Here is a 26533-nt window from a genome sequence, read left to right on the forward strand (position 1 = left end):
CACTCAGTATCGTATCGGCGTGCGAGCGCCGTTGTAAACGAAATTCTCTGTGCGCCAATCGAAATTCGACCGGCCGCCGGTTTCCGACCGCGGTAACCTGGCCGAGGGGTCAGTTCCGGCTCTGGTTAGCGGCGTAGTCGCCGTCGCTTCGCAGGGAAAACTGGGCCCGGATCGACTTTCCGGCGAAAGTCAATTCACGGATCGCGATCGCGCCCCGGGCAACGGGGGCGGCGACTCGGCCCTCGGCGTCGATCAGCACGGCCGACGGTGTGCCGCGGACGCGGTATCGCAGCGCCGCCTCGTTGCCCTGCTGCACCAGCGACGGGATCTCGCCCAGACCCTGTTCGATACCCCACACGGCCTGCTCCTCGGCGTCGCCGTTCCCGACGACGACCATGGTCATGGCTGTGCGCGCCCGCCACCGCGGCAGCTCGCGGGCCAGCGCGGCGCACATCTCACAGCCCGGGTGCACGAACACCAGCAGCACCGCCCGGCCCATCGAGAGCAGATCCGCGAGGTTCGTGCGGGCGCCAGCGACGTCGAGCAACTCGAACTCCGGCGCGACCGAGCCGACCGGCAAGCCCTCGGCGCCCAGCGTCGAGAGCGCCTGCTCGTCCAGCCGCCGCCGCAGCGCGCCGACCTGGCCGACCAGCCACGCCAGGACCCCGCACAGCACCGCACCCAGCGCGAGTCCGGTCGCGGCGTCGGCAGCCAGGCCCGCCGGCACCGAGGGATGGGCCAGCGCGCCCCACAGGACCACCGCCGCGAGCACCATCAGCACACCGTTGCGCACGATGCTGCGCGCGCCGATCGGCCTCGTACTCGCCGCGCCGAAGCATGAGCACGAGGGGCGCTTGCCGCGCCGCAACAAGCCCACCATGACCACGGTGAAGACCGTCAGCAGGAGCAGCGCGCCGACCGCCGCCGCGGCGGCGGTCCACGGCAGGACGACGCCGACCGCCACCACCACCTCGACGACCGGCAGCCCCCACGCCACGGCGGGCACCCACCGCACCGGCACCTCGAACTCGCCCACCGCCTGCCGCGTACCGGCGCGATCGGCCAGTTTCCCCCAGGCCGACAACCCGAACACCACGGCGAGCGCCAACCGCGTGACCCACACCCCATATTCGATCAGCATGGGCCGCACCCTCCCACATCAGCGGTTATTCCAATTCGGAATCGCCGGAAGAGTGCTCGAGATGTGGCTGGTCCTCGTCGGTGATGTCACCGTTTTCGTGGCGCTACGGGCGGCGCTTCATGATCTCGTACATGGCGGTCCAGCTGTCCTTGCCGTGACCGGCGGCGATCGTCCGGTCGTACAGCGACTTGACCGCCTCGGGCAGCGCCAGGTCCACTCCGGACGCCTTGGTTGCGCTGACGATATGGTCGGCGGTAGCGCCCATCATCGCAGCCGTGGCCTGCTCGCCGGGGTGGTGTCCCGCGTCGAGGTTCTCGCCCAGGTGCATGCTGGTCTCGGCTTTGGCGGCGAGCATCTGTCCGGTCTCGAGTACCATCCGGATCGCCTCCGGCGCGAACTCCGCTGCGTCGACTCCTGACGCGGTCACCAGAGCGGTGGCGTGCACAACCGAGGCCAGGGTGGTCAGGAACACGTCCATATGCGCCAGGTAGTAAAGCTGCGCCAAGCCCACGTCCGCACCGAGGAACCGCGGTTCCCCGATGTGCCGCAGCACCGGTGCGTTGGCCTCGAACACCGACTCCGGTCCGCTGTAGAAGACGTAGGCGGATTCGGTGCCGACCGTTCGAGCCGGTGTCATGACGCCACCGGCGATGAAGTGCGCGCCGTGTCCGTCGGCCCAGGCGGCGGCCTCCCGGGTGGCGCCAGGGGAGTCGGAGCTGAGGTTGACGATGGTGCGTCCGCCCAAAGCGGACTCGGCGGTAGAGAGGATGTCGTACATCGCCTGGTAGTCGGTGAGACTGAGGATGACCAGGTCGCTGGAGGCCACCGCCTCGGTGGGGCTGGAGGCCAGCCGCGCGCCTGCGGCGACCAGCGGCTCGGCCCGCGACGCGGTGCGGTTCCATACCGTGACCGGGTATCCGGCCGCCAGCAGGGTGTGGACCATCGCCTGCCCCATGGGGCCGAGGCCGATCAGGGTGACGGAGCTCTTCGCGGTGTTCATGGTTGGTGGTTCCTGTCTACTGCGCGGGGTTGGCGAAGGATTCGACGATGCGGTCGAAGGACTCGTCCCCGTGTCCGTTGGCGACTTGGCGGTCGATGGGGTTCTCGATGTGCTCGAACATCGCAGGGTTGACGCCCTGTTCGACGGCGGTCTGCGGTATTGGTCGAGGTTGGCCGACGCGTCGAGATGATATTCACCGCCCATGGCCGATATTGACAAGTACCTACAAGAAGGTTTGGTACTCACCGAAAGGTAAGCAATGAGGCAGGGCATGACGCCGATACGGGAATACCGACCCAGACGGGATGTCGTAGAAGAAGAGGTTCGGCATCATGCTGGACCCTTCTCGTCTTCCGACCGGGGGCTCCTAGGATTGGGTCGAGCACCATCAGGAGCACCACGCCTCTCCGACGTGAAAGGTCGCGACCATGGGCAGCCCGGTAGCTGGTACCCCGGATCGTGAGTCGGCGCCGGTCGTGGTCGGTATCGACGGGCACAGTGATTCGGCGGTGCGCTGGGCCGCCCGCGCCGCTGTGGCTCGGCGGCGTCCGCTCCGTCTGCTGTGCGCCCTCGAAATCAGCTCCGTACAGTCGGTTTTCGGGCGTTTCGACCTGTTCACGCCCTCGGTGCCGGATACCGTCCGCGCGCAGGGCGCCGAGCGTCTCCAGCATGCGCGTCGATTGGCCGGCATGATCGATCCCGACCTGGCGGTAGCGGTCGAACTCACCGAGGAAGAGGCCGCCGACGCGCTCGTCGCGCGATCGGGCGACGCCCATCTCACGGTGATCGGTGCCGGGCGTGGGGGAAGTCGGCTGGGCTCCACGCTGCTCGCGGTGACCGCGCACGCGACAGGCACCGTCGTCGTGGTGCGCGGCGATGCCGACGCGCGCGCCGGCCTGCCGGTCGTGGTCGGGGTGGACGGTAGCGATCTCAGCCGGGCCGCCGCGGCTGCGGCCTTCGCCGAGGCCGCGCTGCGCGGCGTGCCCTTGGTCGCCGTCCACACCTGGGACGACCTGCGCTTCGAGAAGGCGGCCGCCCTGCCGGATCCGGTCGACGATGCCGAATCGATCGCGGAATCGCACCGGCTGCTGACCGAGGTGCTCGCGCCGGGCCGAGCGGAATACCCCGCGGTCGAGGTCGAGCCGCAGGTCTATCGGTACAGCCCGGCCCATCATCTCCTCGAATGGTCCGCCGAGGCGCAGCTGGTGGTCACCGGGAGCCGGGGGCGCGGTGGTTTCCGGGGCCTGCTGCTGGGGTCGACGAGTAATGCGCTGGTCCAGCACGCGCAGTGCCCGGTCATGGTCGTCCATCGCGGGACAGAGCACGGTCGCTGACCGTTTCCTGCTCGGGATACGAGGGTCGAAAGAGTACGGCAGTACCGAGACCTCATTGCTGACAGATCGGGGTATCTCCCTCAACCGGCTTGGTACGCACGCGATGCACTACGCGGGGAGCCGTAGGGAACGCGGCACAGTGGCGAATCCCTTGCGCGCGTTGCGCTTGCTGCCGTTGATCATGTCGTTGAACCTGTCTGCGGCCCATGCCGCGCGCAGGCCGAGGCGGCCCATGATCATCGGGACCGCGCGGCCGAAGTTCGGTTCGTCGACCCAGATGGTGCGCAGATCGTCCGGGGTGATGCCGGTGGCGATCCGATCCGCGATGAGGGAACCGATGTAGGTGGCCTGGGCGAGCCCGTGGCCGTTGCAGGCCAGGGAGTAGGAGACGTCGTCACCGACCGTGCCGGCCACCGGTAGCCAGGTCGAGGTGATCCCGATCCAGCCGCCCCATGCGCGGTCGATAGCGACGTCCGCCAGCGGCGGGAAGCGTCGCGCGAATGCACGCGCGAGGTCGGTGACCACCGCCGGGTCGGGATGGCGTTCGGGAAGCGGATAGCCTGCGGCACGCTCGATTCGGCGGACGCCGAACACGATCGTGTTGCGCGAGGTGAGCCGGTAGTTCTCCATGATGTTGTGCTGGGTGATGAGCCCGGATCGGCTGGTCCAACCGAGCGCGCCGAGACGCTCCGGGGCGATCGGCTCGGTTTCGACCTCGGTTACCCACATCGGCGACGACAGGCGTTTCGGCGTGATGTCCCACTCGCCCGCGTAGGCGTTCGTGGCCAGCACCACCTTCTCGGCCCGGACCACGCCGCGGGGTGTCTCGATGGTGACGCCGCGGTTGTCGCGGACGATGTCGACGACCTTCGACTGCTCGAAGACCCGCACGGTCGAGGCGAGTGCCGCGCTGCGCAGGCCACGCAGGAGCTTGCCGGGGTTCATGATTCCGCCGTTGATCTCGCGCATTCCGCCGAGGAAGCCGTGCGGGATGCCCAGCTCGCGGGCCGTGCCCTCCTCGACGTGGGCACCGGCGCGGCGGAGGATCTTCGCGATGCGGCGCGTCCGCCCCAGCTGGCCGCGCGAGACGGCCGCGAAGACGTTGCCGGTGGCCTCGTAGTCGCAGTCGATGCCGAGCGTCTCGATCATGCTCTCGACGTGGCAGGCGGCGTTCTCGGTGAGGCGGATGATCGCGGGCATCTGCTTGCGGTAGAGCAGGTTCAGCAGCTGAATGTCGCCGCCGGGCGCGCTCGCCAGCTGGCCGGCGTTGCGCGAGCCCGCGCCGTGCCCGCAGAACTCCGACTCCAGCAGGACGGCGTCGACGCCGTGCTGCGCGAGGCGGAGGGCGGTCGCCATGCCCGCGAGTCCGCCGCCGATGACAGCGACGGAGCAGGTGAGGTTCTCCGTCAGGGGCGGTCGGATGTCGGTGGGCGGATCGACCCAGCCGGTGAAGGTGGTGTAGGTCGTGTTCGCGGTGGTGCTCAAAGGATTTCAGCTCCTTGGACGGGGGAGGCCGCGGCCGGATCTAGGCCTGCGTCGACCCGCTTGTCGTGGGCGGCGAAGGCCGCGTACGCCCGGTAGATGACGAGCATCGCGAGGCCCCAGGTGAACAGCGCGAGGGTGTAGAAGAGGGTGTGGTTGGCGTCGTCGCCGGGGATTCGCCAGAAGTCGTAGATCGACGCCACGACCACGTTCAGCGCGGTGGCGGCGGCCACCCACCCGGCATGGGCGCGCTCGCCGATCTCCCAGAGGCGCCACGCGAAGTAGCACAGGAAACCGGAGGTCGCTAGCGCAGTGATCAGGAAGAACACCTTGCCGGGGGTGCCGATCTCCTCGGCGAACTCCGACAGGAGGAGCCCGAGGATCGCGGCAACGGCGAAGGCGCCCACCTCGACTCGGGTCGTGGGCTTGTATCCGTGGGTGACGACCAGCAACCCGAGGACCAGGATCAGCGTGAACCCGATCGAGCGCGAGAACGCGTCCAGAAAGAAGGCGATGTGGTACATCGGGGAATCGGTGCCGGATTTGGTCACCCCATAGATCAGGAAATTGGTCCCCGATACGGCCATGATGATCCATTCGAGGCCGATCAAATAGTTGTGATGGCCTCGAATGAATTTCACGCCGCAGATGGATCCGATGGCGATCATCCAGATGTCCGCCGCGGCGAAGAGTACGTCGCGCATGGCCGCTCCTCCTTGAGTGTGGCCGTGATCTCGTTGGCCTCCACAGTGGCGTGCTCGGGAGGACGCCCGCTACGTCGACGTGCAACCACGTGTCGCGACGGCTGCAACACACTGCACCACGGCACCGTGTGAGCGGCGTCGCAGTGGTTCGGGCGGTGCACTGTGCACCACGTCACTCCGAAGGACTGGGCACCGCGGCGTAGAGTGCGGGCCGCCGGGGCGGGCACCGTGGAATCACACACCGACGTGATCACCACCGAAAGGCTTCACGATGAACGCACCGAAGCAGCGACCCGAGGAATTCGACATCGTCATCATCGGTGCCGGCATCTCCGGCATCGGCGCCGCGCGCTACATCGTCGAGGCGTTTCCCGGCAAACGGGTCGTCGTGCTCGAAGGGCGCGACAATATCGGCGGCACCTGGGATCTGTTCAAGTACCCCGGCATCCGATCCGATTCCGACCTGCACACCTTCGGCTACGAGTTCAAGCCGTGGAAGGACCGCGCCGCCATCGCGGAAGCTCCCAAGATCCTGAACTACCTGCGTGAGGCGGTCGAGGAGAACGACCTGGGCGGGCTCATCCGCCTCGGGCACAGCGTGCGGCGCGCGGAATGGTCGAGCGCCGACGCGCGCTGGACGATCGACATGCACACCGCCGACGGCGACAAGCGCATCACCGCCAACTGGATCTTCGCGGGCACCGGGTATTACCGCTACGACGAGGGCTACACCCCGCATTTCGAGGGTCGTGAGGACTTCGCCGGCGACATCATCCACCCGCAGCACTGGCCCGAGGGCTACGACTACTCGGGCAAGAAAGTCGTCGTGATCGGCAGTGGCGCGACCGCGGTGACGCTGATCCCGTCGATGCTGACCGGTGAGCGCGCCGCCGCCCACGTGACCATGCTCCAGCGCACCCCCACCTACGTGCTGCCCTGGCCGAAGGTCGATTCCCTCGCCCTCCTGTACACCCGGCTCTTCGGCGAACGACGTGGTTACGCGTTGACCCGGTTCAACAACATCTGGATGGATCGGGGCGTGGTCAAGTCGCTGCGCACGTTCCCCCGCCTGGGTCGCGCGATCATCCGGCGCGTCAACAAGAAGTCCCTGCCCAAGGGCTATGACGTGGACACCCACTTCAACCCGCCCTACGACCCGTGGGATCAGCGCCTGTGTCTGTCGCCCGACGGCGACTTCTTCGCCGCACTGCGCGACGGCGGTGCCTCGATCGTCACCGATCGGATCACGCGTTTCACCGAGTCGGGGATCCAGCTCGAATCGGGCGCGCACCTCGACGCCGACGTGATCGTCACCGCCACCGGCCTCAACGTGCGCCTGCTCGGCGGCATCGACCTGGCCGTCGACGGTGCGCCGGTGAACCTCGCCGACTCCGTCGTCTACCGTGGCACCCTGCTCTCGGGGATCCCCAACCTCGCCATCGCCATCGGCTACACGACCTCGTCGTGGACGCTGAAAGTCGGCATCCTGTGCCGCTACTTCTGCAACCTGGTGAAGCACATGGACGCCTTCGGCTACGACAGCGTCGCCGTCGAGGCCGATCCCGCGATGGAGACGCGGCCGGTCATGGATCTCAGCGCGGGCTACGCGCAACGAGCCCGCGAGAGCACCCCGAAGCAGGGCACCGGCATGTGGCAGATGTCGATGTCGTACCCGCAGGACGCCAAGCTGCTCCGCGGCCCCCTGCTGGACGACGCGCTGCGGTTCAGCTCCACCACCGACGAAAGCGCATCCTCGACAGCACGGGAGGCGATCCGTGCGTGACGACACCGCGGACCGCTTCGTCACCCTTCCGGGCGGCACGCGTGTCTGCTACCGAATCGACGGCGAGTCCGGAGACCCGCCGGTCCTGCTTCTCGCCGGCCTCGGCGAGGACTTGACGACGTGGTCCGAGCGGTTCGTCTCCGCTCTCGTCGCGACCGGCTTCCAGGTGATCCGGATGGACAACCGGGACTGCGGCCGCTCGACCTACGCGACCACTCCGCCACCGAGCACGCTACGGCAACTGCTCGCCCGGCCCCGTCCGGACGCGTACACGCTGGCCGACATGGCGGCCGATGCCGCGCAGCTCGTCGAGCACCTCGGTCTGGGACCGGTACACCTCATCGGGCGCTCGATGGGCGGGATGATCGCGCAGACCGTCGCGGCGCGCTACCCCGCACTCACCAGGTCGCTGACCTCGTTGTACTCCACCACGGGCGATCCGAAGGTCGGGCAGGCGGCCGCGTCGACGATGGCGCTGCTCGCTTCCCCGCCGCCACGCAACCGGGTGCAGGCCGTGCGTGCGCACCTGCGCATGACGGCGCACCTCGCGGGCACCGGGTTCCCGATCGACGAGGTCGAAGAGACGAACCACGCCGTGCAGACGTGGGACCGTACGGCCGGCGACGGTGCGGCAGGGATCGCCCGGCAGGTCCAGGCCATCCAGGCCTCGGGCGACCGAACGGCGGAGCTCGCCCGCATCACCGCGCCCACCGTGGTGATCAACGGCGATCGCGACCTCATCGTCGCGCCGTCCGGGGGCGCCGCCACCGCGGCCGCGATTGCGCATGCGCGGCACGTGGTGATTCCCGGAATGGGGCACCACCTGCCCGACGCGCTCGCCCTCCTCGTCGCCGACCACGTCGTGGGGCACCTCGAAAGGGCATCAGTTTGTCCGAGCTGAGCACTACAGACGTCATCGTCATCGGCGCCGGGGTCTCCGGATTGACCGCGGCGCGGCGGCTGGCGCAGGCCGGACGGTCGGTCGTGGTGATCGAGGCCGGTGACCGGGTCGGTGGCCGCACGATGAACCTCGACATCGCCGACGGCGTGATCACCGAAGGCGGCGGCCAGTGGGTCGGACCAGGCCAGGACCGGGTCCTCTCGCTGCTGGACGAGCTGGGACTGGAAACCTTCAAGACCCACGTCGACGGCAAGTCGATCTACCACCGGCGCGGCCGCTCGACGCGGTACGACGGCCTCATCCCGCCGCTGAAACCGCTCGCGCTCGCCGACTTCGCCCAGTTGCAGCTGCGGCTGGAGCGGATGGCGAGAACCGTACCGGTCGACGCCCCGTGGACCGCGCGCCGCGCCCGCTCCTGGGACGCCACGACCTTCGGACACTGGCTCGACGCGAACGCGACGACCGCGGAGGCCAAGGAGATGTTCACGATCGGCTTCTCGGTGACCAATGCCGAGGACCCGCATTCCACCTCACTGCTGGTGCAGCTGGCGCGGCTCCGGGGCTCCGGGGGGATCGATCACGCCCTCAACATCACCGACGGGGCGCAGGAGTCGCGGGTAGTCGGTGGCACGGTCCGGATCGCGGAGCGCCTGGCCGAGGATCTGGGGGACGCCGTGGTGCTCGACTCGCCCGTCGTCGAGATCGCGCACGACGCCGACGGAGTCCTGGTCCGCTCGGCGCGGGTCGACCTCCGCGCGGACCGGGTGATCGTCGCGATGTCGCCGGCGGATGCCGCCCGGATCCGCGTCACGCCCGACCTGCCCCCTCGCCGTGTGATGCTGCAGCGTAGCTGGAGCAGCGGCGCGGAGAGCAAGCTCTTCGCCGTCTACGACCGCCCGTTCTGGCGGGAGGAGGGCCTGAGCGGCCAGGCGGTCTCGGACCTGCCGGTGGCCAAATACGTCGTCGACAACTCACCGCCGGACGCCGGCGTCGGGATCCTGCTGACCTTCCTCGGCCCCGCCGGGCCGGATGCGAGCCTCGACGACCCCGCGGCGCGTCGCTCCGCCTTCCTCGACGATCTGACAGTGCTGTTCGGTGCCCAAGCGGCGAACCCTACCGCGTACCTGGAGAAGGACTGGACGCATGAGCCGTGGATCAGCGGCTGCGTCGGCTCGCGCCCTCCGGGCTCACTGACCCGGTACACCGATGCGGATCGCCGGCCGGTCGGGCGGATCCACTGGGCAGGTACGGAGACCGCGACGATCAACCAGGGCTACCTCGACGGTGCGGTCCGCGCTGGGGAGCGCGCCGCCCAGGAGGCGCTGCCGTCGCGCAGGCCGACGGTCTCGGTGTGACCGGGGCCTGATCATTCGTTTCCGTTTCACAGAGTTTTGCAGGTGGCTACCAGCCGGTCCCTGAATTGCATACCGGTTGGTCGGTAGATATCGGGTGATTCAGGTCGCTGAGAGCGCCACAGATTGGAGTGGTTGTCATGAGTCAGCAGAGCGAAGACCGGGCACAGGAGGTCCCGGTCGGCCTGGACCGGACACTCGGCGTCCCGCAGATCGTCTTCATGGTCGTGGCGATGGCCGCGCCCCTGACGGTGTTCGCCGGACTCATCCCGTTGATGCTCGGTTCGGGGAACGGCATCGGAACGCCGATCGACTTCGTGCTCGTCGGGGTCGTGCTCGTGTTGTTCACCGTCGGGTACTCGGCGATGACTCCCGAAGTACGCAACGCGGGTGCCTTCTACTCCTACGTTCAACGCGGCCTTGGCACCGGCACCGGGCTGGGCGCCGCAGCGCTCGCCCTGGTCACGTACGCGCTGCTCATCGTCGCCGTCTCCGCCTACCTCGGGGCTGCGGCGCGCAATGTGATCGTCACCTTCTCCGGCGTCTCGGTGCCATGGTGGTGCCTGGCGGCCGTCGGGCTCGGGGCCATCGGGTACCTGGGATACCGCAACGTCGAGGTCAGCGCGCGGGTGCTCGGCGCGCTGCTCATCGCGGAGGTCGGGATCGTCGCCCTCGTCGACCTCGCCATCGTGCTGCGCGGCGGCGATCACGGCCTCTCGACGCAGCCGCTGACCTGGGACGCGTTCACCAGTGGCGCCACCGGCACCGGGATCATGTTCGCCGTCTTCGGCTTCGTCGGTTTCGAGACCACCGCCGTCTTCCGGTCCGAGGCCAAGGACCCCGACCGCACGATCCCGAAGGCCACCTACATCGCGGTCGTCCTGATCGCGGTGATCTACGCCTTCTCGTCCTGGGCGATGATCAGCGGTCTCGGCGTCACGCGCGCCGTCGATCTCGCGGCGAACGACCCCGAAGGGCTCGCACCCGGGCTCGCCACTCGCTACGTGTCTCAGGCCGCGCACGATGTCATGCAGGTTCTGCTCGTCACGAGTTTCTTCGCCTGCGTGCTCACCGCGCACAACGTGGTGGCCCGCTACCTGTTCGCCCTCGGCCGCCAGGGCGCGCTGCCGGTCTCGCTCGGCTCGGCGCACCCCGCGCACCGGTCGCCGCACGTGGCCTCGCTGCTGACCTCCGGGGTGATCGGCGCGCTGGTCGCTGCCACGGCGATCGCCGGGCTCGACCCCGTCGTCGAGATCTACGCCTGGTTCGGCGGCGCCGGAACCCTCGGGCTGATCGTGCTGCTGGCCTTGACCTCCGCGGCGATCGTCGTGCACTTCCGCAGGGTCGGCAAGGCGACCGCGTGGACGGGCACTGTCGCTCCCGCCCTTTCGCTCGGCGCACTCGGGACGGTCCTCGTGCTCGTCGTCGGCAATTTCGAACTCCTGATCGGGTCGCGCGTCGGCGCGAACGTCTTCCTCGCGGTCGTCGTCGCGGCGTTTGCCGGCGGCCTCGCGTGGGCGGCTCTCCTGCGCCGGCGCCGACCGGAGACCTACGCCGCGCTCACGTGAGCGCGATCCCACAGCCCCAAACCTGCCGTCGAAGGTCGAAGAAAGGTATGACAATGACCGAAACCCCGACGATCTCGCCGGGCCCGGCCGCGCAGTGCGCGCCGGTCCGGGTCGAGATCGACGACGACGCCACTCCCATCGTCCGGCTGCTCGGCCGGACCCTGCGCGACGCGGTCCGGCTCGGCCATCTGCCCGAGGTATTCGATCGCGGCATCGGGACGGTCGCCGTCCGCTCGCACAACACCCCGCAGGCCGCCACCGTCACGCTGTGCGACGGTGCCGTCACCGTGAGCGGCGGCGTCTTCGCACAGACCGACGCGACGCTGGTCGTCGACCTCGAAGCCCGTTTCGCGCTCACCCAGGACCCCGACGGTGACGCGGAACTGGCCGACGGGGTACTGCGCGCCCTGAAGCACCCACTGCCCTCGTGGCGCGAGGCCGCCGAGCGCTTCTGGGAGGTGACCCGCGGCATCCGCGGCATCCCCGACGTCCTCGTCGTCGTCGCGCAGGGACCGGACGGCCCCCAGGAGGCCCGGTTCGGCTCGGGCCCGACGACCTACCGCATGGTCGGCACGCCCGACGCGCTCGCCGGCGTGTTCACCGGCGCCGACTATCTCCTCACCTCCCTGGACGCCGACCTGCGGGTCCAAGGGACGCTCTCGCAGGTGTCGGTCATGACGGCCGCCTCGTGGAAGGTTCGATTCGATGTCTGAGCTCACCCGGTCGGAATCCATCAGCTCGGCGTGGACAGTACCCACGAAGGCGATCCGCCTGGAGGCCACCGGCCACGACGGGAGCTTTCTGGGGAAGACCATCACGCCGGCGAAGTTCGCGTCCGGCAAGGAGTCGGGCTTCGCCTTCGCCGACATCCTGTTCGCGATCGACCTGGGCGGCGCGTTCGTGTTCGGCGACGCCTTCCCGGACTGGCGCGGCAACCTCTACGACATCTCGATGATCCCCGACATGGACACGTTGGTGCAGTGGAAGCCCGGCCTCGACGCCGTCATCGGTGACTACCGGCTCCGGGACGGTCGGCCGGTGCCGATCTGCCCGCGGAACATGGTGCGCAGGCTGGTCGAGCGCCTGCAGACGCTCGGCTACACCGCCAAGGTCGCGGTAGAGATCGAAACGACGCTGTTCGAGGAGTCCGTGCAGCAGGCGCGGGCCCGCGGCTACCGCGATCTCACCCCGCTCGGCGGGGACACCGGCGCCACGTACCACCTGGCGAGGTCGAAGGACTGGGTCGAATACCTGGACGCCGTCACCGACCGGCTCGACGAGCTCGGCATCACCTGGGAGGCGTGGACCGACGAGGCCGCCGCAGGCCAGACCGAGCTGAACCTCGCACCCACCGATCCGGTGTCGCTCGGCGACTCCTGGGTGCGCACCAAGCAGGTGATGCGTGAAGTCGCGTTCGAGCAGGACCGGACGGTGACTTTCATGGCCAAGCCGACCGCCGGGTTCGGGCAGGGCGCCCACATCAACCTCTCGCTGCACCGGGACGGCGAAAACCAGTTCTTCGCACCCGACGGACCGTCCGAGGTGATGCTGCAGGCCGTCGGTGGGCTGCTGGCCACGATGGCGGGAAACACCCTGCTGGCGCTGCCCCAGATCACCTCGTACCGGCGCCTCGTCGACATCAGCGGCCCGCCGACCACCATCTCCTGGGGCGTCAACAACAAGACCGCGGCGGTGCGGGCCATCGTCGGGCACCCCAAGTACTCGCGGCTCGAGTACCGGCTGCCGGGCTCGGACGTCAACCCGTACTACGCCCTCGCCGGTGTGCTGGCCGGGGTGGTGGCAGGCATCGAACGGAAGATGCAGGCCCCGCCGCAGGTCGACGACATGGCGTGGTGTCTGCCCGACGACACCGGGGTCGAGCGGATCCCGGACTCGATCACCAAGGCCATCGCGGCGCTGGACGGCGACGAGGTGCTCCGCGAGTACCTGGGCGACGAGTTCGTCGACTTCTGGGTGGCCTCGCGCCGGTGGGAATGGATGGAGTTCCACACCAAGGGTGGCGACCCGGACGCCGAACTCTCCGCGTGGGAGTCCCGTCGCTACTTCGAGTTCCCATGAGGGGCAAGCCACTGGTCGGGATCACCGGCCGCCGGGTCCAGCTGGGTCTGATCGCCGGAACGGACGACCGCTACGCCACGGCGTGCGTCGACGCGTTCGTGGCCGCCTTCGCCACCCGCGTCGCGAAGGCGGGCGGCGTGCCCGTGCACCTGCCCTACGATGCCGATCCGCTGGACGCCTGCGAGTGGTTGTCCGGGGTGGTGATCACCGGCGGGCAGGACGTGCACCCGGCCCGATGGGGCGGCGACACCTCCGTTGTCCGCGACGTCGACCCACGGCTCGATCCCCACGCGCATGACCCCGAACGCGACGAATACGAGTTCACCCTGGCACGCGCCGCCATCGACCGCGGCCTGCCCGTGCTCGGGGTGTGCCGCGGGATGCAGCTGCTCAACGTCGCACTGGGCGGAACGCTCATCGCGGACCTGCCGCCCGGCCCGGTGCCGCACTTGTCGCCGCTGGCCGCGCCCACCGACGGCGACGTCGAGCACCGCGTGAGCTTCGAACCCGGCTCCACGGCCGCGCGGGTCTTCGGCGACAGCGTCGTCACCAACTCGTGGCACCACCAGGCCGTCGACCGGTGCGGCACGGGGCTTGTCGTCACTGGCCGCACGCCCGACGGGGTAGCGGAGGCCGTCGAGGTGCCCGGCGCGCCGATCCTCGGTGTGCAGTGGCACCCCGAGTGGATGGAACGCGACGACCCGGCCATGGCCTGGATCGTCGATGAATCGAGAAAACGGCAGGAGATCGAGTATGCCCACTGACACGACAACCGTGGCAACGACCAGGGACGAAACACCGCGGCCCCCCGCAGTCACCCACGAGCAGATGGGCGCGACGCCCCGAGTGCGCACGGTCACCGGCCTGCTGGCAGACGGTGCCGCCCGCACCCCCGGCGCCGAACTGCTGCGCTTCGGCGACGCTTCGTGGACCTACGCGCAGGCCGACGCATCGTCGTCGCGGCTGGCACACCGCCTGATCGAGGCCCACGGCGTGACCCCGGGCGACCGCGTGGCGATCATGCTGCCCAACGTCGCGCAGTGGCCGCTCACCTGGTTCGCGGTGCTCAAGGCCGGCGCCGTCACCGTGCCCGTCAACTCGGCATACCGCGCGGCCGATCTGGCGTTCGTGCTGCGCGACTCCGGCACGAGGGTCATCGTCACCGACGCCGAGCGCCTCCCGCTGGTGCGTGACGTGGTCTCCCGCGACGCCGCTCTCACGGGTATCCGCATCCTCGACGTGGCCGACGCTGCCGACGCGAATTTCCCGGCCACCGCCCCCGACGTCGCGATCACCCCGGACACGCTGGCCAACCTGCAGTACACCTCGGGCACCACCGGATTCCCGAAGGCGTGCATGCTGACCCACGACTACTGGACCCGCATCGCATGGGGCTGTGCCGGGGCGGCCGGCCTCGGCGGTGACGACGTGCTGCTCACGGCGCAGCCCTTCTCGTACATGGATCCGCAGTGGAACACGGTGCTCGCCCTGACCGCGGGCGCGCCGCTGGTGGTGCTGCCGCGGTTCTCCGCGTCGGGGTTCATGGCCGACGTGCGGCGCCACCGGGTGACCTTCTGCTATGTCCTCGGATCGATGCCGACGCTGCTGTTCAAGCAGCCGCCCGCCGCCGACGACCGGGACAACCACCTGCGCGCGGTGTTCTGCTCCGCGATCCCCGCGGCGCTGCACGCCCAGCTCGAGGACCGCTGGGGCGTGCCTTGGCGAGAGCTCTACGGCATGACCGAGAGCGGGATCGACCTGATCAGCCCGCTCGACGACGCCGCGGCCGTCGGGAGCGGCAGCATCGGACGGCCCATGCCGACCAAGCGCGTCAGGATCGTCGACGCCGACGGCGCCGAGGTCCCCGCGGGTACCCCGGGCGAGCTGACCGTGTCCGGCGCGCCGATGATGCTCGGCTACTGGAACCGGCCCGAGGAGACTGCGCGGACGCTCCGGGACGGATGGTTGCACACCGGCGACCTCGCCGTCGCCGACGAGCGGGGCGAGATCCGTCTGGTCGGCCGCATCAAGGACATGGTGCGGCGCGGCGGCGAGAACGTGGCAAGCGCCGAGGTGGAGGCAGCGCTCGAAACCGATGACCGCGTCGTCGCGTCCGCCGTCGTCCCCGAGCCCGACGACGTGCTCGGCGAGGAGGTCAAGGCCTTCGTCCAGCTCGCGGCGGGCGGCACCGGTGACCGGGCGACGGCCGAGGCGATCATCACCAGGGTCGCGGAGCGGCTCGCGCGGTTCAAGGTGCCGCGCTACGTCGAATTCGTCGCGGACTTCCCCCGGACCCCGTCGGAGCGGGTGTCGAAGCCCGCGCTCGAGGCCAGGGCGGCCGAAGCTCCCGGCACCACTTTCGACCTGCGCGACCGGACCACCTCGGGCGCCTCGGCATCGTCGGACCCGGCGGCCGAACACGTGCTCGTCGAAGTGATCCGCGATACCGCCGTGATCACGCTGCGGCGCCCGGCGAAGCTCAACGCGCTGACCGTCGAGATGCGCCTGCGCCTCGCCGCGCTCATCCGCGAATACGGCACCGGCGAGCGGGTACGGGGAATCGTGATCACGGGCACGGGCCGTGCGTTCAGCGCGGGCGAGGACCTCGGCGCGCCGCCGACCACGTTCGCCGAGATGCGCGAGACCTTCGAGACCTTCCACGACGTCACCCGCGCGGTGATCGAGACCAAGGTCCCCGTGGTCGCGGCGATCAACGGGATCGCGGTGGGCGGCGCCTCGGAGATCACGCTGTGCTGCGACGCGCGCCTTGGCACCCCGCAGACCGAGTACTTCCAGCCGGAGAACGCCCGCGGCCTCACGATCTCCAACGCGTCGAGCGTGCTCCTCACCCGGATCGTGCGCAATCACGCGATGCGGATGGTACTGGGCTCCGAGCGCATCGGCGCCGAGGAAGCGCTGCGGATCGGTCTGCTCGACCAGATCGTCGAGCCGGACGACCTGCTGGATCGCGCGATCGACCTCGTCCGCGCCTGGACGCCGGAGGGCGGCAACAACACCGCCCTGCACCTCGCGCTGCTGCGGCCCTCGTCCGACGAGATCGAACGCGCCTTCGTGCTGGAAGACGCCGCGGCTGACGCGTCGTGGAACAGCGGCGCGTTCACCGCGGGGATCGAGGGCTTCTGGAGCGCCAAGAAGCCCGCCGGCCCGACCGGAGAGAACCGATGATCACCACCCGCGCGGCCGTGCTCACGAAGGTGGGCGAGCCCCTGCACCTCACCGACATCCACGTCGACGACCCCGAGCCGCACGAGGTGCGGATCGCCGTCACCCATGTCGGGCTGTGCCACAGCGACCTGCACTACATCACCGGTACCGTCGCCACCGAGCTGCCGGTGGTAGTCGGTCACGAGGTGGCGGGCATCGTCGAATCCGTCGGCTCGGCCGTCACGGACCTGCGTCCGGGCGATCGTGTCACCGGCGCGCTCACCCCGTCGTGCGGCGAGTGCGCGAACTGCAACGCGGCCCGTTCGACCCAGTGCCAGCGGCTCGACGAGATCCGGCGCCGCCCGCGGCCCGCGTACACCCTGCCCGACGGGACACCGGTCGCCCGGCTCGGCGACCTGGGCGCGTTCTCCGAGCACATGCTGCTGCGCGCCAACGCGGCCGTGAAGCTGCCCGACGGGGTCTCCACCCGGGTCGGCTGCCTGCTGTCGTGCTGCGTCGTCACCGGTGTCGGCGCGGTGTTCCGCGGGGCGCAGGTGCGACCCGGCTCCACAGTGGCCGTGATCGGTTGCGGTGGCGTCGGCTCGGCCATCATCCAGGGCGCGCGGCTCGCGGGCGCGTCCGCGATCGTCGCGATCGACCTCGACGAGCAGCGGCTGCGTGCCGCCCGCGGCTATGGCGCGACCCACACCCTGAACGGCGGCACCGACGACCTCGCCGCTGCGGTGCGCGCTCTGCTGGGCGACGGCGTCGACTACTCCTTCGAGGCCGTCGGATCCGCCCGCACCGCGGCAGCGGCCCTCGCCGTGGTGCGCCCCACCGGCACGGCCTGCCTGGTCGGCATCGCCCCCGGGGGTACCGAGCTGACCCTGCCCGCGTCCGACTTCTTCTTCAGCGAGAAGCGCCTGATCGGCTCGTACATGGGGTCGGGGCAGGCGCGCGAGGACATCGCCCAGTTCGCCCGGCTGTACCAGCACGGCCGGCTGCTGCTCGACGAGATGGTCACCGAGGTCATCGACTTCGACCGGATCAACGAGGGCTTCGAGGCGATGAAGTCCGGCGAGGTGACCCGCATCGTCGTCGCCATGCCGATCTGTTCCGACAACCCCACCGCGGAGGAGGCCCGATGAACACCACGACGCCGACAACGTCACTCGCGCAGCCGGTGAGCTACATCGCCGGTGAGTGGGTGTCCTGCCAGCGGCTCGACGCATGGAACGTCGACCCGAACACGGGCGAGCCGATCCACCGCATGATGACCACATCGCCCGCCGACCTCGAGCGCGCGCTGCAGCACGCCCAGCGTGCCTACGAAGCGCTCGACTGGGCCGACGACGAGTTCCGGCTCGAGCGGGCCGAGGCGCTCGAGCGGGTCGCGGCAAACGTCGAGGAGCGGCTCGAGGAGATCGCCCGCACCGACGCGATCACCAGCGGCACGGCGGTCACCGCCACCCGCAAACTCGCCGCGTTCCTCCCTGCCCGCATCCGGGGGGCTGCCGCCGAGGCCCGCGGGATCGCTCGTGTCACCGCGCTCGCCGCCGGCGGGCGCGACGTCCGGTTGCACAGGGTGCCCTGGGGGCCCGCCGCGATCCTCACGCCGTGGAACGGCCCGAGCTTCATCCCGGCGGCGAAGGTGGCCAGCGCGGTGGCGTCGGGGTGCCCGGTGCTGCTCAAGCCGTCCGAGCACGCTCCCGCCAGCGCGCAGGTGATCGTCGAGTGCTTCGTCGACGCCGGCTTGCCCGAGGGCGCGTTGCAGCTCGTCCACGGCACGGGCGGCATCGGCGCCGCGCTCACCGGCGACCGCCGGGTCAAGGTGGTGTCCTTCACCGGCGGCCCGGGCGCCGGGCGGGCCATTGCCCGCGCCGCGGCCGAGGACTTCAAGGTTCTGCAGCTCGAGCTCGGCGGCAACAACCCCGTGCTCGTGCTCGATGACGCCGACCTCGACGTGACCGCCGACGGGATCCTCGCCGGCATGACGACCCTGAACGGCCAGTGGTGCGAGGGGCCGGGCAAGGTGCTGGCACCTCACCGGCTGGTGCAGCCGCTGCGAGAAGCCCTCGGTGAGCGCATCGCGCGGCTACGGATCGGGCACTCGCTCGACGAGGAATCCGACATCGGCCCGATCTCCAACGAACCGCACTACCGGAATCTGATCGAGCGGATCGAGGACCTGCGCGGGCTCGGCGCCGAGATCGACCAGCCAGGGGAGCTGCCCGGCTTGGCGGGTTTCTTCCTGTCTCCCACGATCGCCACCGGATCCGACCCGGACCGCACGACGGCCGAGCTGTTCGGGCCGGTTGTCTCCCTGCACGGCGTGGACTCCGACGAGGACGCGCTACGCGCCGCCAACGCGCACCCGTCGGGGCTGGACGCCTATGTGTTCGGCGCCGACACCGACCGCGCGATCGCGATCGGTGCCCGGGTCATGTCCGGCGAGGTGCGGGTCAACGGCGCGAAGCTCGCCGATCTCGGTGACGACTCCGCCCAGAGTTTCTGGGGCCCGTCCGGCATCGGCGGGCACGGTCCGGCGGAATCGGTGCGGGTGTTCTGCGGAGAGCGGGTCGTCGGTGTCGACTCGCCGGATCTGCCGCTCTAGGAAGGGAGACGGAGGAAAATGAAGCAGACCACCTCGCATGACGTCACAGTTCTCGGCTGTGGCCTGATGGGATCGGCGCTCGCGCGGGCGCTCGCCGGCGGTGGCAAGACCGTCGCTGTCTGGAACCGCACGCACCACCGGGCAGCCGCACTGGCCGACAACGCGATTACGCCCATGCGGGAGATCGGCGACGCGGTCGCTGCCGCGCCGCTTGTCCTGGCGTGCTTCGCCACCTACGACGGCGCCCTCGCGGCTCTCGAGCCCGTGTCGGACTTGACCGGCACCACGCTCGTCAATGTGGGTACCGGCGCCCCCTCGGAAGTCGAATCCTTCGGGCTCTGGGCCGGCGAGCGCGGCGCTGAGTACTTGGACGGGTCGATCCTCGGGTATCCCGAAGAGATCGGCACCGAGGGGGCGGCGATCCTCTATTCCGGATCCGAAACGGCCTGGGCCGAGCACGGCGAGAGCCTGACCTTGCTGACCCCCGTGTCCGTCTGGGTGTCCCACGACGTCAAGATCGCCAGTGTTCTGAACGTCGGACTTGTCGGCATGTTCCTGGTCCCGGCGGTCAGTGCCTATGTGGAGGCATCGACCTACATGCTCGGACAAGGAGTCGATCAGGCCCTCCTCGACGCCTTGACGCCTGCCGCCTTCGCGTCCGTCCAGAGTGAGACCGCGAGGGTCGCAACCGCCATTGCCAGCGGCGATTTCACCACCGATCAAGCAACCATCGCCACCTACGCCCAAGGCTTGGACGGGGCCGTCGACGTCATGAAGGAAACCGGACTGAACGCCCGGGTGTTCGCCGCCGCGATCGAGAATCTGACCGCGGCCGTCGACGCCGGACTAGGTGACCTCGGCTTCGCAGCCCAGACGAAAGTCATTGCCACAGGGTGAGCGGTATCGCCCGATCCAGCGAACTCGGGCAGCGGCGCCTGCCGCTGACCCGGGTCGGCGAGTGTCCGGCAGCGGCGCTCACCAAGCCGCGGCAGGCACCGCGCGTCAGTCCCGCAACTGCACGAGCATGAGCGCGGCGACCACGCTCGCGGCGTTGTCGGCGAGCGGCACGGGCAGCAGCTGATCGGCGCGGGCCAGCCGTCGCTCGATGGTGTTGCGGTGCGTGAACATCCGCTCTGCGGCGGCGGAGCCGTTGAACCGTTCTCGAACGTAGGTCAGCACCGTCTGCCGCAGCACCGGGTCGGCGGTCGCGAGGTCGCCCAGGGTGTCGGTGACGAACTGATCGGCTTGCGCCATGTCGGCCGTGAGCACCGACACCAACGCGACGTCCTCGTACCGGACAACGGGGCGCGCCGAGCCCATCCGCGTCAGTAATCGCTGCGCGGCGGAGGCGTCCATGTGGCTACGGCGAAAACCGTCGAGATCCCGCCCGCAACGTCCGAACGCGACATGGATCCCCGGGTGGGCCGCGAGTGCGTCCTCCGCCGTCTCGGCCGACGGGACCATGTCCGTCGGCACCCACACCCACAGCGCGGTCGCGCTCGCGTTCAGGGTGAACCGGCGCGGGGCTGCGCATATCCTCATCACCGCCTCGGCGGCCGCGTCGAGACCCGTGGCCTCGTCGGCGGAGTCGCTCCAGATGATCGCGGCGACGTGGCTGCCCGTCAGCGCGTACCCGAGACGCGATTCTGCCAGCGCCCGGCCGATCGGGGCACCTTCGAGCAAGAGTTGGACGGTGGAGTGCCGCTCGGCGTTGGCGCCCCGCGCGAGATCCGCGCGTTCCTGTTCGACGTACGCGTCGAGCGCCGCGATCGAATCGTCGATGAAAGTCACCATCGACCGCTCGGACACCTTCATCAGGTCGCGGAGCTCGTCGACGTCGGTGGTTGCCGCAAAACAGGCGTCGACCCACAGGTCCCACGCGCCGTGCTGCGCACCCCGCCACGAACCGAGGTCGTGCATATCCAAGCCACGTCGTACCAGGTCGCGTGCGAACTGCAGGACTTCCGGGTCGACGCATGGCTCGACTCGCGCCCCGGGGTTCTGCAGGGTCGCCGACATCCAGTGCCTGAAGTAAGCCTTGCTCATCTGCCGGTCGGCCGCCGCGAGCTGCGGGTCCTCCACCAGCGCGCGGTACTCGGCGTCCTGGTGGGCAGCGGCCAATACCTCGTCGACCGCCACGCTCGTCGAGGCCAGCAGGCGCTCGGCGATGTCGCGCATCAGTTCGGCGATGCGTCGGCTCGGTCGCGGCCATCGTGAGTCCACTGTCGCACTGTAGCGCCACACGACGCCCCACTTATCCAGCTCGGTCAGGACGGGCCGAGGAGGCAGTCGACAGGCCGCATACGTTTCTCCATCTACACCAGCGTGTGCATCAGCGATACCGAATCCCGTTGTCACAGAGATGATTCCGGTGCGTCCGCAACTCTGATCACCGCTGGGGGCCGGGGTCGGATCCGCCGCGCACCTCCAGGCTGTCGAGGATGACTTCGGCCGCGCGTTCGACGTGCTGCTGTCTGCGTTCGTCGACGACACCCTGGATGTCCAACGCCCAGTGCGCTTCGAACAGGCACGCCAGCGCGTATGCCGTGGCCGAGACATCCTCGGCGGGCACGGCGCGATAGCGGTCGGCCAGGACAGCCTCCAGATCGGGCAGCCATCGCCCGGTCCACAGATCGCGCAGTCGCTCGCGCACCGCCGGGTCACGAGCGCTCAGCGCCACCAGTTCGGCCCACACCACCATGTCGTCGCGGGTGCCGTATGCGCCGGGAGCGTAGGCCGCCGCCACGCGCTGCGGCAGCGGCAGATCGTCATGGCGATGCACGATCGCGCTGCCCATCGCACCGACGACGTGGTCGATGAAGGCGCCGATCAACTCCTCGCGAGACCCGAAGTAGTGCAACACCAGCGTGCGCTGCAGCCCTGCCACTTCGGCGACTTTCGAGAAGGTGACACCGGCCAGACCCTCGCGGACGACGACAGCGAACGTGGCTTCGAGTATTTCCGGAATCCGCTCCTTGGCCTTGCTAGGACGCCCGACTTGATTTACTGTCATGATAGTTAATTTATCACGCATCGCCGTTCGTGTGGAGAGACTTCCCAGAAGGCGTCACCCGTTCCGACACCTCACCGACGATCACGCGGATCGAAGCAACCTCCTGCGGCGCATGCCGATCGCCGATATCGCCGAGCACGGGACCACATCGGAACCATTTCTGCCCGCCCCACCGCGGCGGGCCCGATCGAGAGGTGAGGGTCCGATGGGCCATTACAAAAGCAACGTCCGCGATCTCGAGTTCAACCTGTTCGAGGTCTACGGCCTGGACGCCGTGCTCGACTCCGGGGCTTTCGGCGAACTGGACGGCGACACCGCGCGGACGATGCTGGCCGAAGCCGCGCGGCTGGCCGAGGGGCCGGTAGCGGAGCCGTATGCCGAAACCGATCGCACCCCGCCGATCTTCGACACAGAATCGCACTCGGTACGAATCCCGGAGCCGTTCAAGCGGGCGGTGAGGGCGTGGCAGGACGCGCAGTGGTGGCGGATCGCCAAAAGCGAGGTCGTCGGTGGCGTGCCCGCACCGTCGATGCTGAATTGGGCGATCAGCGAACAGGTTCTCGGCGCGCAACCGGCCGCCTACATGTACCTGAGCGGCTCGTTGATGGCGGATGTCCTCGTCGACATCGGCACCGAACAACAGCGACGGTGGGCAGCGAAGGCTGTCGAGCGCAACTGGGGCGCGACCATGGTGTTGACCGAGCCGGACGCCGGTTCCGACGTCGGGGCAGGCCGCACCACCGCGACCGAACAGCCCGACGGCTCCTGGCATCTCGAAGGCGTCAAGCGCTTCATCACCTCCGCCGACTCCGACGACCTTTTCGAGAACATCATGCATCTGGTGCTGGCCCGCCCTCGCGGTGCCGTATCCGGCACCAAAGGGCTGAGCCTGTTCATCGTCCCCAAGTTCCACTTCGACCACGACACCTGCGAACCCGGCGAACGCAACGGCGTCTTCGTCACCAACGTCGAGCACAAAATGGGACTGAAGGCCTCGGCCACCTGCGAACTGACCTTCGGCGGGCACGGCACCCCCGCCGTCGGGTACCTGGTCGGCGAGGTCCACAGCGGCATCGCCCAGATGTTCAAGATCATCGAAGAGGCCCGGATGATGGTGGGCACCAAGGCCATCGCGACACTGTCCACCGGCTACCTCAACGCGCTCGACTACGCGAAAACCAGAGTCCAAGGCACCGATGCGGCCCGAGCCGCGGACAAGACGGCGCCGAAGGTGACCATCATCCACCACGCCGATGTGCGCCGTTCGCTGATGATGCAAAAGGCATACGCCGAAGGGTTGCGATCGATCTACCTCTATACCGCCGGTCACCAGGATCCCGCCGTCGCCCGGCACATCTCCGGCGCCGACGCCGATCTCGCCGCCCGCGTCAACGACCTACTGTTGCCCATCGTCAAAGGCGTCGGTTCCGAACGCGCCTACCAGTACCTCACCGAATCCCTGCAAACCTTCGGCGGTTCCGGCTTCCTTCAGGACTATCCCCTCGAGCAGTACATCCGTGACGCCAAGATCGACTCTCTCTACGAGGGCACCACCGCGATCCAGGCCCAGGACTTCTTCTTCCGCAAGATTGCCCGCGACAACGGCGTAGCCCTGACGCACCTCCTCTGGCAAGTCCGCGTCACCGCCGAATCCGATGCCGACGGCGGGCGGTTGAAGAACGAGAAGGTATTGCTCTCCCACGCCATCGAGGACGTGCATGAGACTGTCGGCAGGCTCACCACCCACCTTCTGAATGCTGTCGAAGAGCCGCGGAAGCTGTACTACATCGGCCTGAACGCCGTCCGGCTCCTGCTTCTCGTCGGCGACCTGCTGGTGGCATGGCGCCTCATCGTCGCCGCCGAAACCGCGCTCACCGCAATCGATGCCGGGCGCGACACCGCGTTCTACGCCGGCAAGGTCGCAGTGGCTTCGTTCTTCGCCAACTCCGTACTGCCTCATGTCACCGCCGAACTGGCCGTGGTCTCGGCCACGGATCTGACCGTGATGGACCTCGACGAGGCCGGATTCTGACGCCGCGATCCGCCCGCCCTTCCCATGATTCCTGAACGAAAGTGAGGAACAGCAATGACAAAGCCCGAGGCGCTGGAAACCTACGTACCAGCTGAGGAGACCACCGAGGTGGTCGTCATCGGCGCCGGAATGTCGGGGTTGATGGCAGCGACAACGCTGCTACCCGAAGCCGACGTCGTCGTGCTCGAATCCACCGATCGCACAGGTGGACGCGTCGACAGCGTTCGCCAGGGCGACTACTGGATCAACGTCGGCACGCAATTCACCGAGGGCACCGGCCCGCTCTTCGACGCACTCCAGCGGCACAACATCGAGATGGGTTCGCTCGCGGGCAAGGGTGTCGGGCTGTATCTGAACGGCGGACTGGTCGACACCTCCAACCCTGTGCAACTGATGTTCGGTTCGCGGATGACCATGACGGACCGACTCGGTATGGCGATCGTCGGTGCGCGAATCCTCGCGACGGTCCCGTTCCTGAAGTCGGACAGCCGCATGGCGCGCCGGGTGCGTGCCAAGCTCGATACCAAGCTCGCGTCCTACCTGCTGAAGGGCGTGCATTCCGAACTGGCGACCGCGGTCGTGCGCGCGTGGTCGGCGCAGTGGATGGGATGCGAGGTCGAGGAGACCGCCGCTACCCAGTTCGTCACCTCGGTGGGCCTGGCACTGGCCGACCCGGCCAAGATCCCGAACTTCTCCCTGCCGGTGGGCGGCAATCAAACCTTGACCGATGTGTTGACCGAGGACCTCGGTGGCCGGGTTCGGTTGAACTCGCCGGTGCAGTCGGTGCGACGCGAGGGTGACGGCGTGGTCGTGGACTACCTCGACGGTGACCGTCCGGCCCGCCTGCGCGCCGAGCGCGCGGTCGTGACCGCCCCCGCCGACATCGCCAAGCAGATCCTTCCGGATCTGCCGCAGCAGCACTGGAACGCGTTGAACGACATCACCTACGGCCGGTACGTGATAGTCGGATTCTTCACCGAGGAAACCGGAGCTCAGCGCTGGGACGACTTCATCGCGGTCTCGACCCCGCAGCTGTCGTTCCAGGCGATGTTCAACCACGCCGCGGCACTGCGCCGCGGTGACGACCGCAAACCGGGCGGTGCCGTAGCCTGTTTCGCCGGCGGCGCACAAGCCGACAAACTGCTCGACCTGCCCGACGAAGAGATCGTCGCGCGCTTTTCCCAGGACTTGCTCACGGTGTTCCCCGAGCTCGCAGGAAAACTGGGCACCAGCATCGTCCGCCGCCACCACCGTGTCGTGCCCTTCTGGGCGCCCGGGCGCCGGAACTCGCTTCCGACGCTGCATGATCCGCTCGACGCGGTCTACTTCGCCGGTGACTACCAAGGTGACCTGCCGACCCTCGCCGACGCCGCCACCTCAGGCGAGTACGCGGCCAAGGCTGTCCTGGCAAGCCTGGGCCGACAGCACTGAAAAGAAGGTGGGACTGTCCACAACCGTGTCGGCTGCGCCATGCGGTGCAGCCGACACGGTCGTCGGCAGGGTTACCACCCATCTTCTGACGCAGCGATTCACTCGGCCTTCGAACCGGCCGGGCTCGCTTCCGGCTCCAACGCCGACAGGCGTTGCTGCAAAATTCCCGCGGTCGTCCTGAAACCCGGCGGGGCGGTTCCTCATCGCTCAACGCCCGCCGGATATCTGGACTATGAGCTGGTCGCGGGGCACGTTGGGTCCGGCCCGGCGAAAGGTGGGCTGTCGGGCTAGGCGACCGCTGCCCGGGCGGGGACGGCGGCCGCGCTTTGCAGCCCGGCCCAGCAGAGCTGGGTGGTGGTCTCGACCGCCTGGTGCTTGGGAATCGGACGGCCGGTGCGGTGCCATTGCCCGGCCGCGGCGATCCCGGCACCCACCAGCCACGCGGCGAGCAGGTGGGTACGCCACGGGATCTCGCCGCAGCGGTGCAGGGTGGCGGCGACCAGGGAGGTGCAGTCGGCCTTGGCTGTCTGCACCCGCCACCGCACCGACGGCTCGCTCGGCACCGCGGAATCGAAGATCAGCAGGTGCGTGCCCGACGTGTCGCGGTCGACGACGTCGAAGAACGCCGTGACCGTGCCGTGCACCGTGTCGTAGTCGGACAGCGGTGCCGCCAGGGTCTCCCGCACCGCGGTCGAGAGCTGATCGAGATACCGCTGCACCACGGCCAGATACAGCTCCAGCTTCCCTGAGAAGTACTGATACAGAACGGGTTTCGTGATGCCGGCGGATTCGCTGACCATCTGCATCGTGACCCCGTGATAGCCGCGGCCGGCGAACACGCGCTGGGCGATGTCGATGAACTGGTCGCGCCGGGCGAGGCGTCGGTCCGATCGAGAGATGTCCACGGTGTGCCGCGGCCGTCGGGTGGGTGTCA

General features: G+C 69.0%; 23 protein-coding genes and 1 pseudogene. 14 read left to right on the forward strand and 10 right to left on the reverse strand.

Features of this window, described 5'->3' with window-relative positions; translation table 11 throughout:
* Nucleotides 1-109: 109 nt before the first annotated feature.
* The 4 genes and pseudogenes from IEY60_RS12680 to IEY60_RS36475 all read right to left on the reverse strand — a co-directional run bounded on the left by IEY60_RS12680 (nucleotide 110) and on the right by IEY60_RS36475 (nucleotide 2334).
* Nucleotides 110-1141 (reverse strand): TlpA family protein disulfide reductase, encoded by a 1032-nt coding sequence (locus tag IEY60_RS12680; RefSeq protein ID WP_189027273.1) that lies wholly within the window; start codon nucleotides 1139-1141, stop codon nucleotides 110-112.
* A gap of 103 nt (nucleotides 1142-1244) precedes the next feature.
* Nucleotides 1245-1694, reverse strand: coding sequence for an imine reductase family protein (locus tag IEY60_RS36710; RefSeq protein ID WP_505827311.1), 450 nt, complete (start codon nucleotides 1692-1694; stop codon nucleotides 1245-1247).
* Nucleotides 1686-2147: pseudogene (locus IEY60_RS36715) on the reverse strand (NAD(P)-dependent oxidoreductase); the annotation flags it as partial. The gene IEY60_RS36710 and the pseudogene IEY60_RS36715, both read right to left, overlap by 9 nt.
* Before the next feature lie 10 nt (nucleotides 2148-2157).
* On the reverse strand, nucleotides 2158-2334 hold the full coding sequence (locus IEY60_RS36475) for an imine reductase family protein (protein ID WP_373291710.1): 177 nt from the start codon (nucleotides 2332-2334) through the stop codon (nucleotides 2158-2160).
* A 235-nt stretch (nucleotides 2335-2569) separates the two neighbouring features.
* Between IEY60_RS36475 and IEY60_RS12690 the strand changes: the two genes are divergently transcribed.
* On the forward strand, nucleotides 2570-3475 hold the full coding sequence (locus IEY60_RS12690; RefSeq protein WP_189027277.1) for a universal stress protein: 906 nt from the start codon (nucleotides 2570-2572) through the stop codon (nucleotides 3473-3475).
* Nucleotides 3476-3583: 108 nt separating this feature from the next.
* Here the strand turns inward: IEY60_RS12690 and IEY60_RS12695 are convergent, their stop codons facing one another.
* Both IEY60_RS12695 and IEY60_RS12700 read right to left on the reverse strand, forming a co-directional pair.
* Nucleotides 3584-4960: an NAD(P)/FAD-dependent oxidoreductase gene (locus IEY60_RS12695; RefSeq protein ID WP_189027279.1), complete on the reverse strand. Its 1377-nt coding sequence runs from the start codon at nucleotides 4958-4960 to the stop codon at nucleotides 3584-3586.
* Nucleotides 4957-5661: a transporter gene (locus IEY60_RS12700; protein WP_189027281.1), complete on the reverse strand. Its 705-nt coding sequence runs from the start codon at nucleotides 5659-5661 to the stop codon at nucleotides 4957-4959. Before IEY60_RS12700 ends, IEY60_RS12695 begins: the two co-directional genes overlap by 4 nt.
* Before the next feature lie 271 nt (nucleotides 5662-5932).
* On the opposite strand from IEY60_RS12700, the gene IEY60_RS12705 reads away from it, so the two are divergent.
* The 11 genes from IEY60_RS12705 to IEY60_RS12755 all read left to right on the forward strand — a co-directional run bounded on the left by IEY60_RS12705 (nucleotide 5933) and on the right by IEY60_RS12755 (nucleotide 20020).
* Nucleotides 5933-7444: a flavin-containing monooxygenase gene (locus tag IEY60_RS12705; protein ID WP_189027283.1), complete on the forward strand. Its 1512-nt coding sequence runs from the start codon at nucleotides 5933-5935 to the stop codon at nucleotides 7442-7444.
* A complete protein-coding gene (locus IEY60_RS12710) occupies nucleotides 7437-8345 on the forward strand; it encodes an alpha/beta fold hydrolase (RefSeq protein WP_189027285.1) in 909 nt (302 codons plus the stop codon). The genes IEY60_RS12705 and IEY60_RS12710 overlap by 8 nt, the downstream gene beginning before the upstream one ends.
* A complete protein-coding gene (locus tag IEY60_RS12715) occupies nucleotides 8333-9700 on the forward strand; it encodes a flavin monoamine oxidase family protein (protein WP_189027287.1) in 1368 nt (455 codons plus the stop codon). The genes IEY60_RS12710 and IEY60_RS12715 overlap by 13 nt, the downstream gene beginning before the upstream one ends.
* A gap of 137 nt (nucleotides 9701-9837) precedes the next feature.
* Nucleotides 9838-11265 carry an APC family permease gene (locus tag IEY60_RS12720; RefSeq protein WP_189027289.1) on the forward strand — a complete coding sequence of 476 codons (1428 nt, stop codon included), beginning with the start codon at nucleotides 9838-9840 and terminating at the stop codon, nucleotides 11263-11265.
* Nucleotides 11266-11318: 53 nt separating this feature from the next.
* Nucleotides 11319-11978: a hypothetical protein gene (locus IEY60_RS12725; RefSeq protein ID WP_189027291.1), complete on the forward strand. Its 660-nt coding sequence runs from the start codon at nucleotides 11319-11321 to the stop codon at nucleotides 11976-11978.
* Complete coding sequence (locus tag IEY60_RS12730; RefSeq protein ID WP_189027293.1) at nucleotides 11971-13344, forward strand: glutamine synthetase family protein; 1374 nt, start codon at nucleotides 11971-11973, stop codon at nucleotides 13342-13344. Before IEY60_RS12725 ends, IEY60_RS12730 begins: the two co-directional genes overlap by 8 nt.
* On the forward strand, nucleotides 13341-14108 hold the full coding sequence (locus IEY60_RS12735; protein ID WP_189027295.1) for a gamma-glutamyl-gamma-aminobutyrate hydrolase family protein: 768 nt from the start codon (nucleotides 13341-13343) through the stop codon (nucleotides 14106-14108). The genes IEY60_RS12730 and IEY60_RS12735 overlap by 4 nt, the downstream gene beginning before the upstream one ends.
* A 64-nt stretch (nucleotides 14109-14172) precedes the next feature.
* The gene (locus IEY60_RS12740) at nucleotides 14173-16530 is read left to right on the forward strand and encodes an AMP-binding protein (RefSeq protein WP_189027585.1); all 2358 of its coding nucleotides are present in this window, start codon (nucleotides 14173-14175) and stop codon (nucleotides 16528-16530) included.
* On the forward strand, nucleotides 16527-17657 hold the full coding sequence (locus tag IEY60_RS12745; RefSeq protein ID WP_189027297.1) for a Zn-dependent alcohol dehydrogenase: 1131 nt from the start codon (nucleotides 16527-16529) through the stop codon (nucleotides 17655-17657). The genes IEY60_RS12740 and IEY60_RS12745 overlap by 4 nt, the downstream gene beginning before the upstream one ends.
* Nucleotides 17654-19123 carry an aldehyde dehydrogenase family protein gene (locus tag IEY60_RS12750; RefSeq protein WP_189027299.1) on the forward strand — a complete coding sequence of 490 codons (1470 nt, stop codon included), beginning with the start codon at nucleotides 17654-17656 and terminating at the stop codon, nucleotides 19121-19123. The genes IEY60_RS12745 and IEY60_RS12750 overlap by 4 nt, the downstream gene beginning before the upstream one ends.
* Nucleotides 19124-19141: 18 nt before the next feature.
* Nucleotides 19142-20020, forward strand: coding sequence for an NAD(P)-binding domain-containing protein (locus tag IEY60_RS12755; RefSeq protein ID WP_189027301.1), 879 nt, complete (start codon nucleotides 19142-19144; stop codon nucleotides 20018-20020).
* Nucleotides 20021-20125: 105 nt separating this feature from the next.
* Here IEY60_RS12755 and IEY60_RS12760 read toward each other — a convergent pair whose 3' ends face one another.
* The 3 genes from IEY60_RS12760 to IEY60_RS36215 form a co-directional block, all read right to left on the reverse strand.
* Nucleotides 20126-21346 (reverse strand): PucR family transcriptional regulator, encoded by a 1221-nt coding sequence (locus tag IEY60_RS12760; RefSeq protein WP_229739735.1) that lies wholly within the window; start codon nucleotides 21344-21346, stop codon nucleotides 20126-20128.
* A gap of 166 nt (nucleotides 21347-21512) precedes the next feature.
* Nucleotides 21513-22136, reverse strand: coding sequence for a TetR/AcrR family transcriptional regulator (locus IEY60_RS12765; protein WP_229739736.1), 624 nt, complete (start codon nucleotides 22134-22136; stop codon nucleotides 21513-21515).
* A 13-nt stretch (nucleotides 22137-22149) separates the two neighbouring features.
* Complete coding sequence (locus IEY60_RS36215) at nucleotides 22150-22275, reverse strand: hypothetical protein (protein ID WP_268241469.1); 126 nt, start codon at nucleotides 22273-22275, stop codon at nucleotides 22150-22152.
* Nucleotides 22276-22341: 66 nt separating this feature from the next.
* Here IEY60_RS36215 and IEY60_RS12770 point away from each other — a divergent pair, with 66 nt between their 5' ends.
* On the forward strand, nucleotides 22342-24168 hold the full coding sequence (locus tag IEY60_RS12770; protein WP_189027305.1) for an acyl-CoA dehydrogenase: 1827 nt from the start codon (nucleotides 22342-22344) through the stop codon (nucleotides 24166-24168).
* Nucleotides 24169-24222: 54 nt separating this feature from the next.
* Nucleotides 24223-25599, forward strand: coding sequence for a flavin monoamine oxidase family protein (locus IEY60_RS12775; protein WP_189027307.1), 1377 nt, complete (start codon nucleotides 24223-24225; stop codon nucleotides 25597-25599).
* Between the two features lie 287 nt (nucleotides 25600-25886).
* Here IEY60_RS12775 and IEY60_RS12780 read toward each other — a convergent pair.
* Nucleotides 25887-26533: TetR/AcrR family transcriptional regulator (locus IEY60_RS12780; protein ID WP_229739737.1), on the reverse strand; the 647-nt coding region annotated here is incomplete at its 5' end.

Origin of the sequence: Nocardia rhizosphaerihabitans (genome assembly GCF_014646295.1) — a bacterium.
Taxonomy (GTDB): domain Bacteria; phylum Actinomycetota; class Actinomycetes; order Mycobacteriales; family Mycobacteriaceae; genus Nocardia; species Nocardia rhizosphaerihabitans.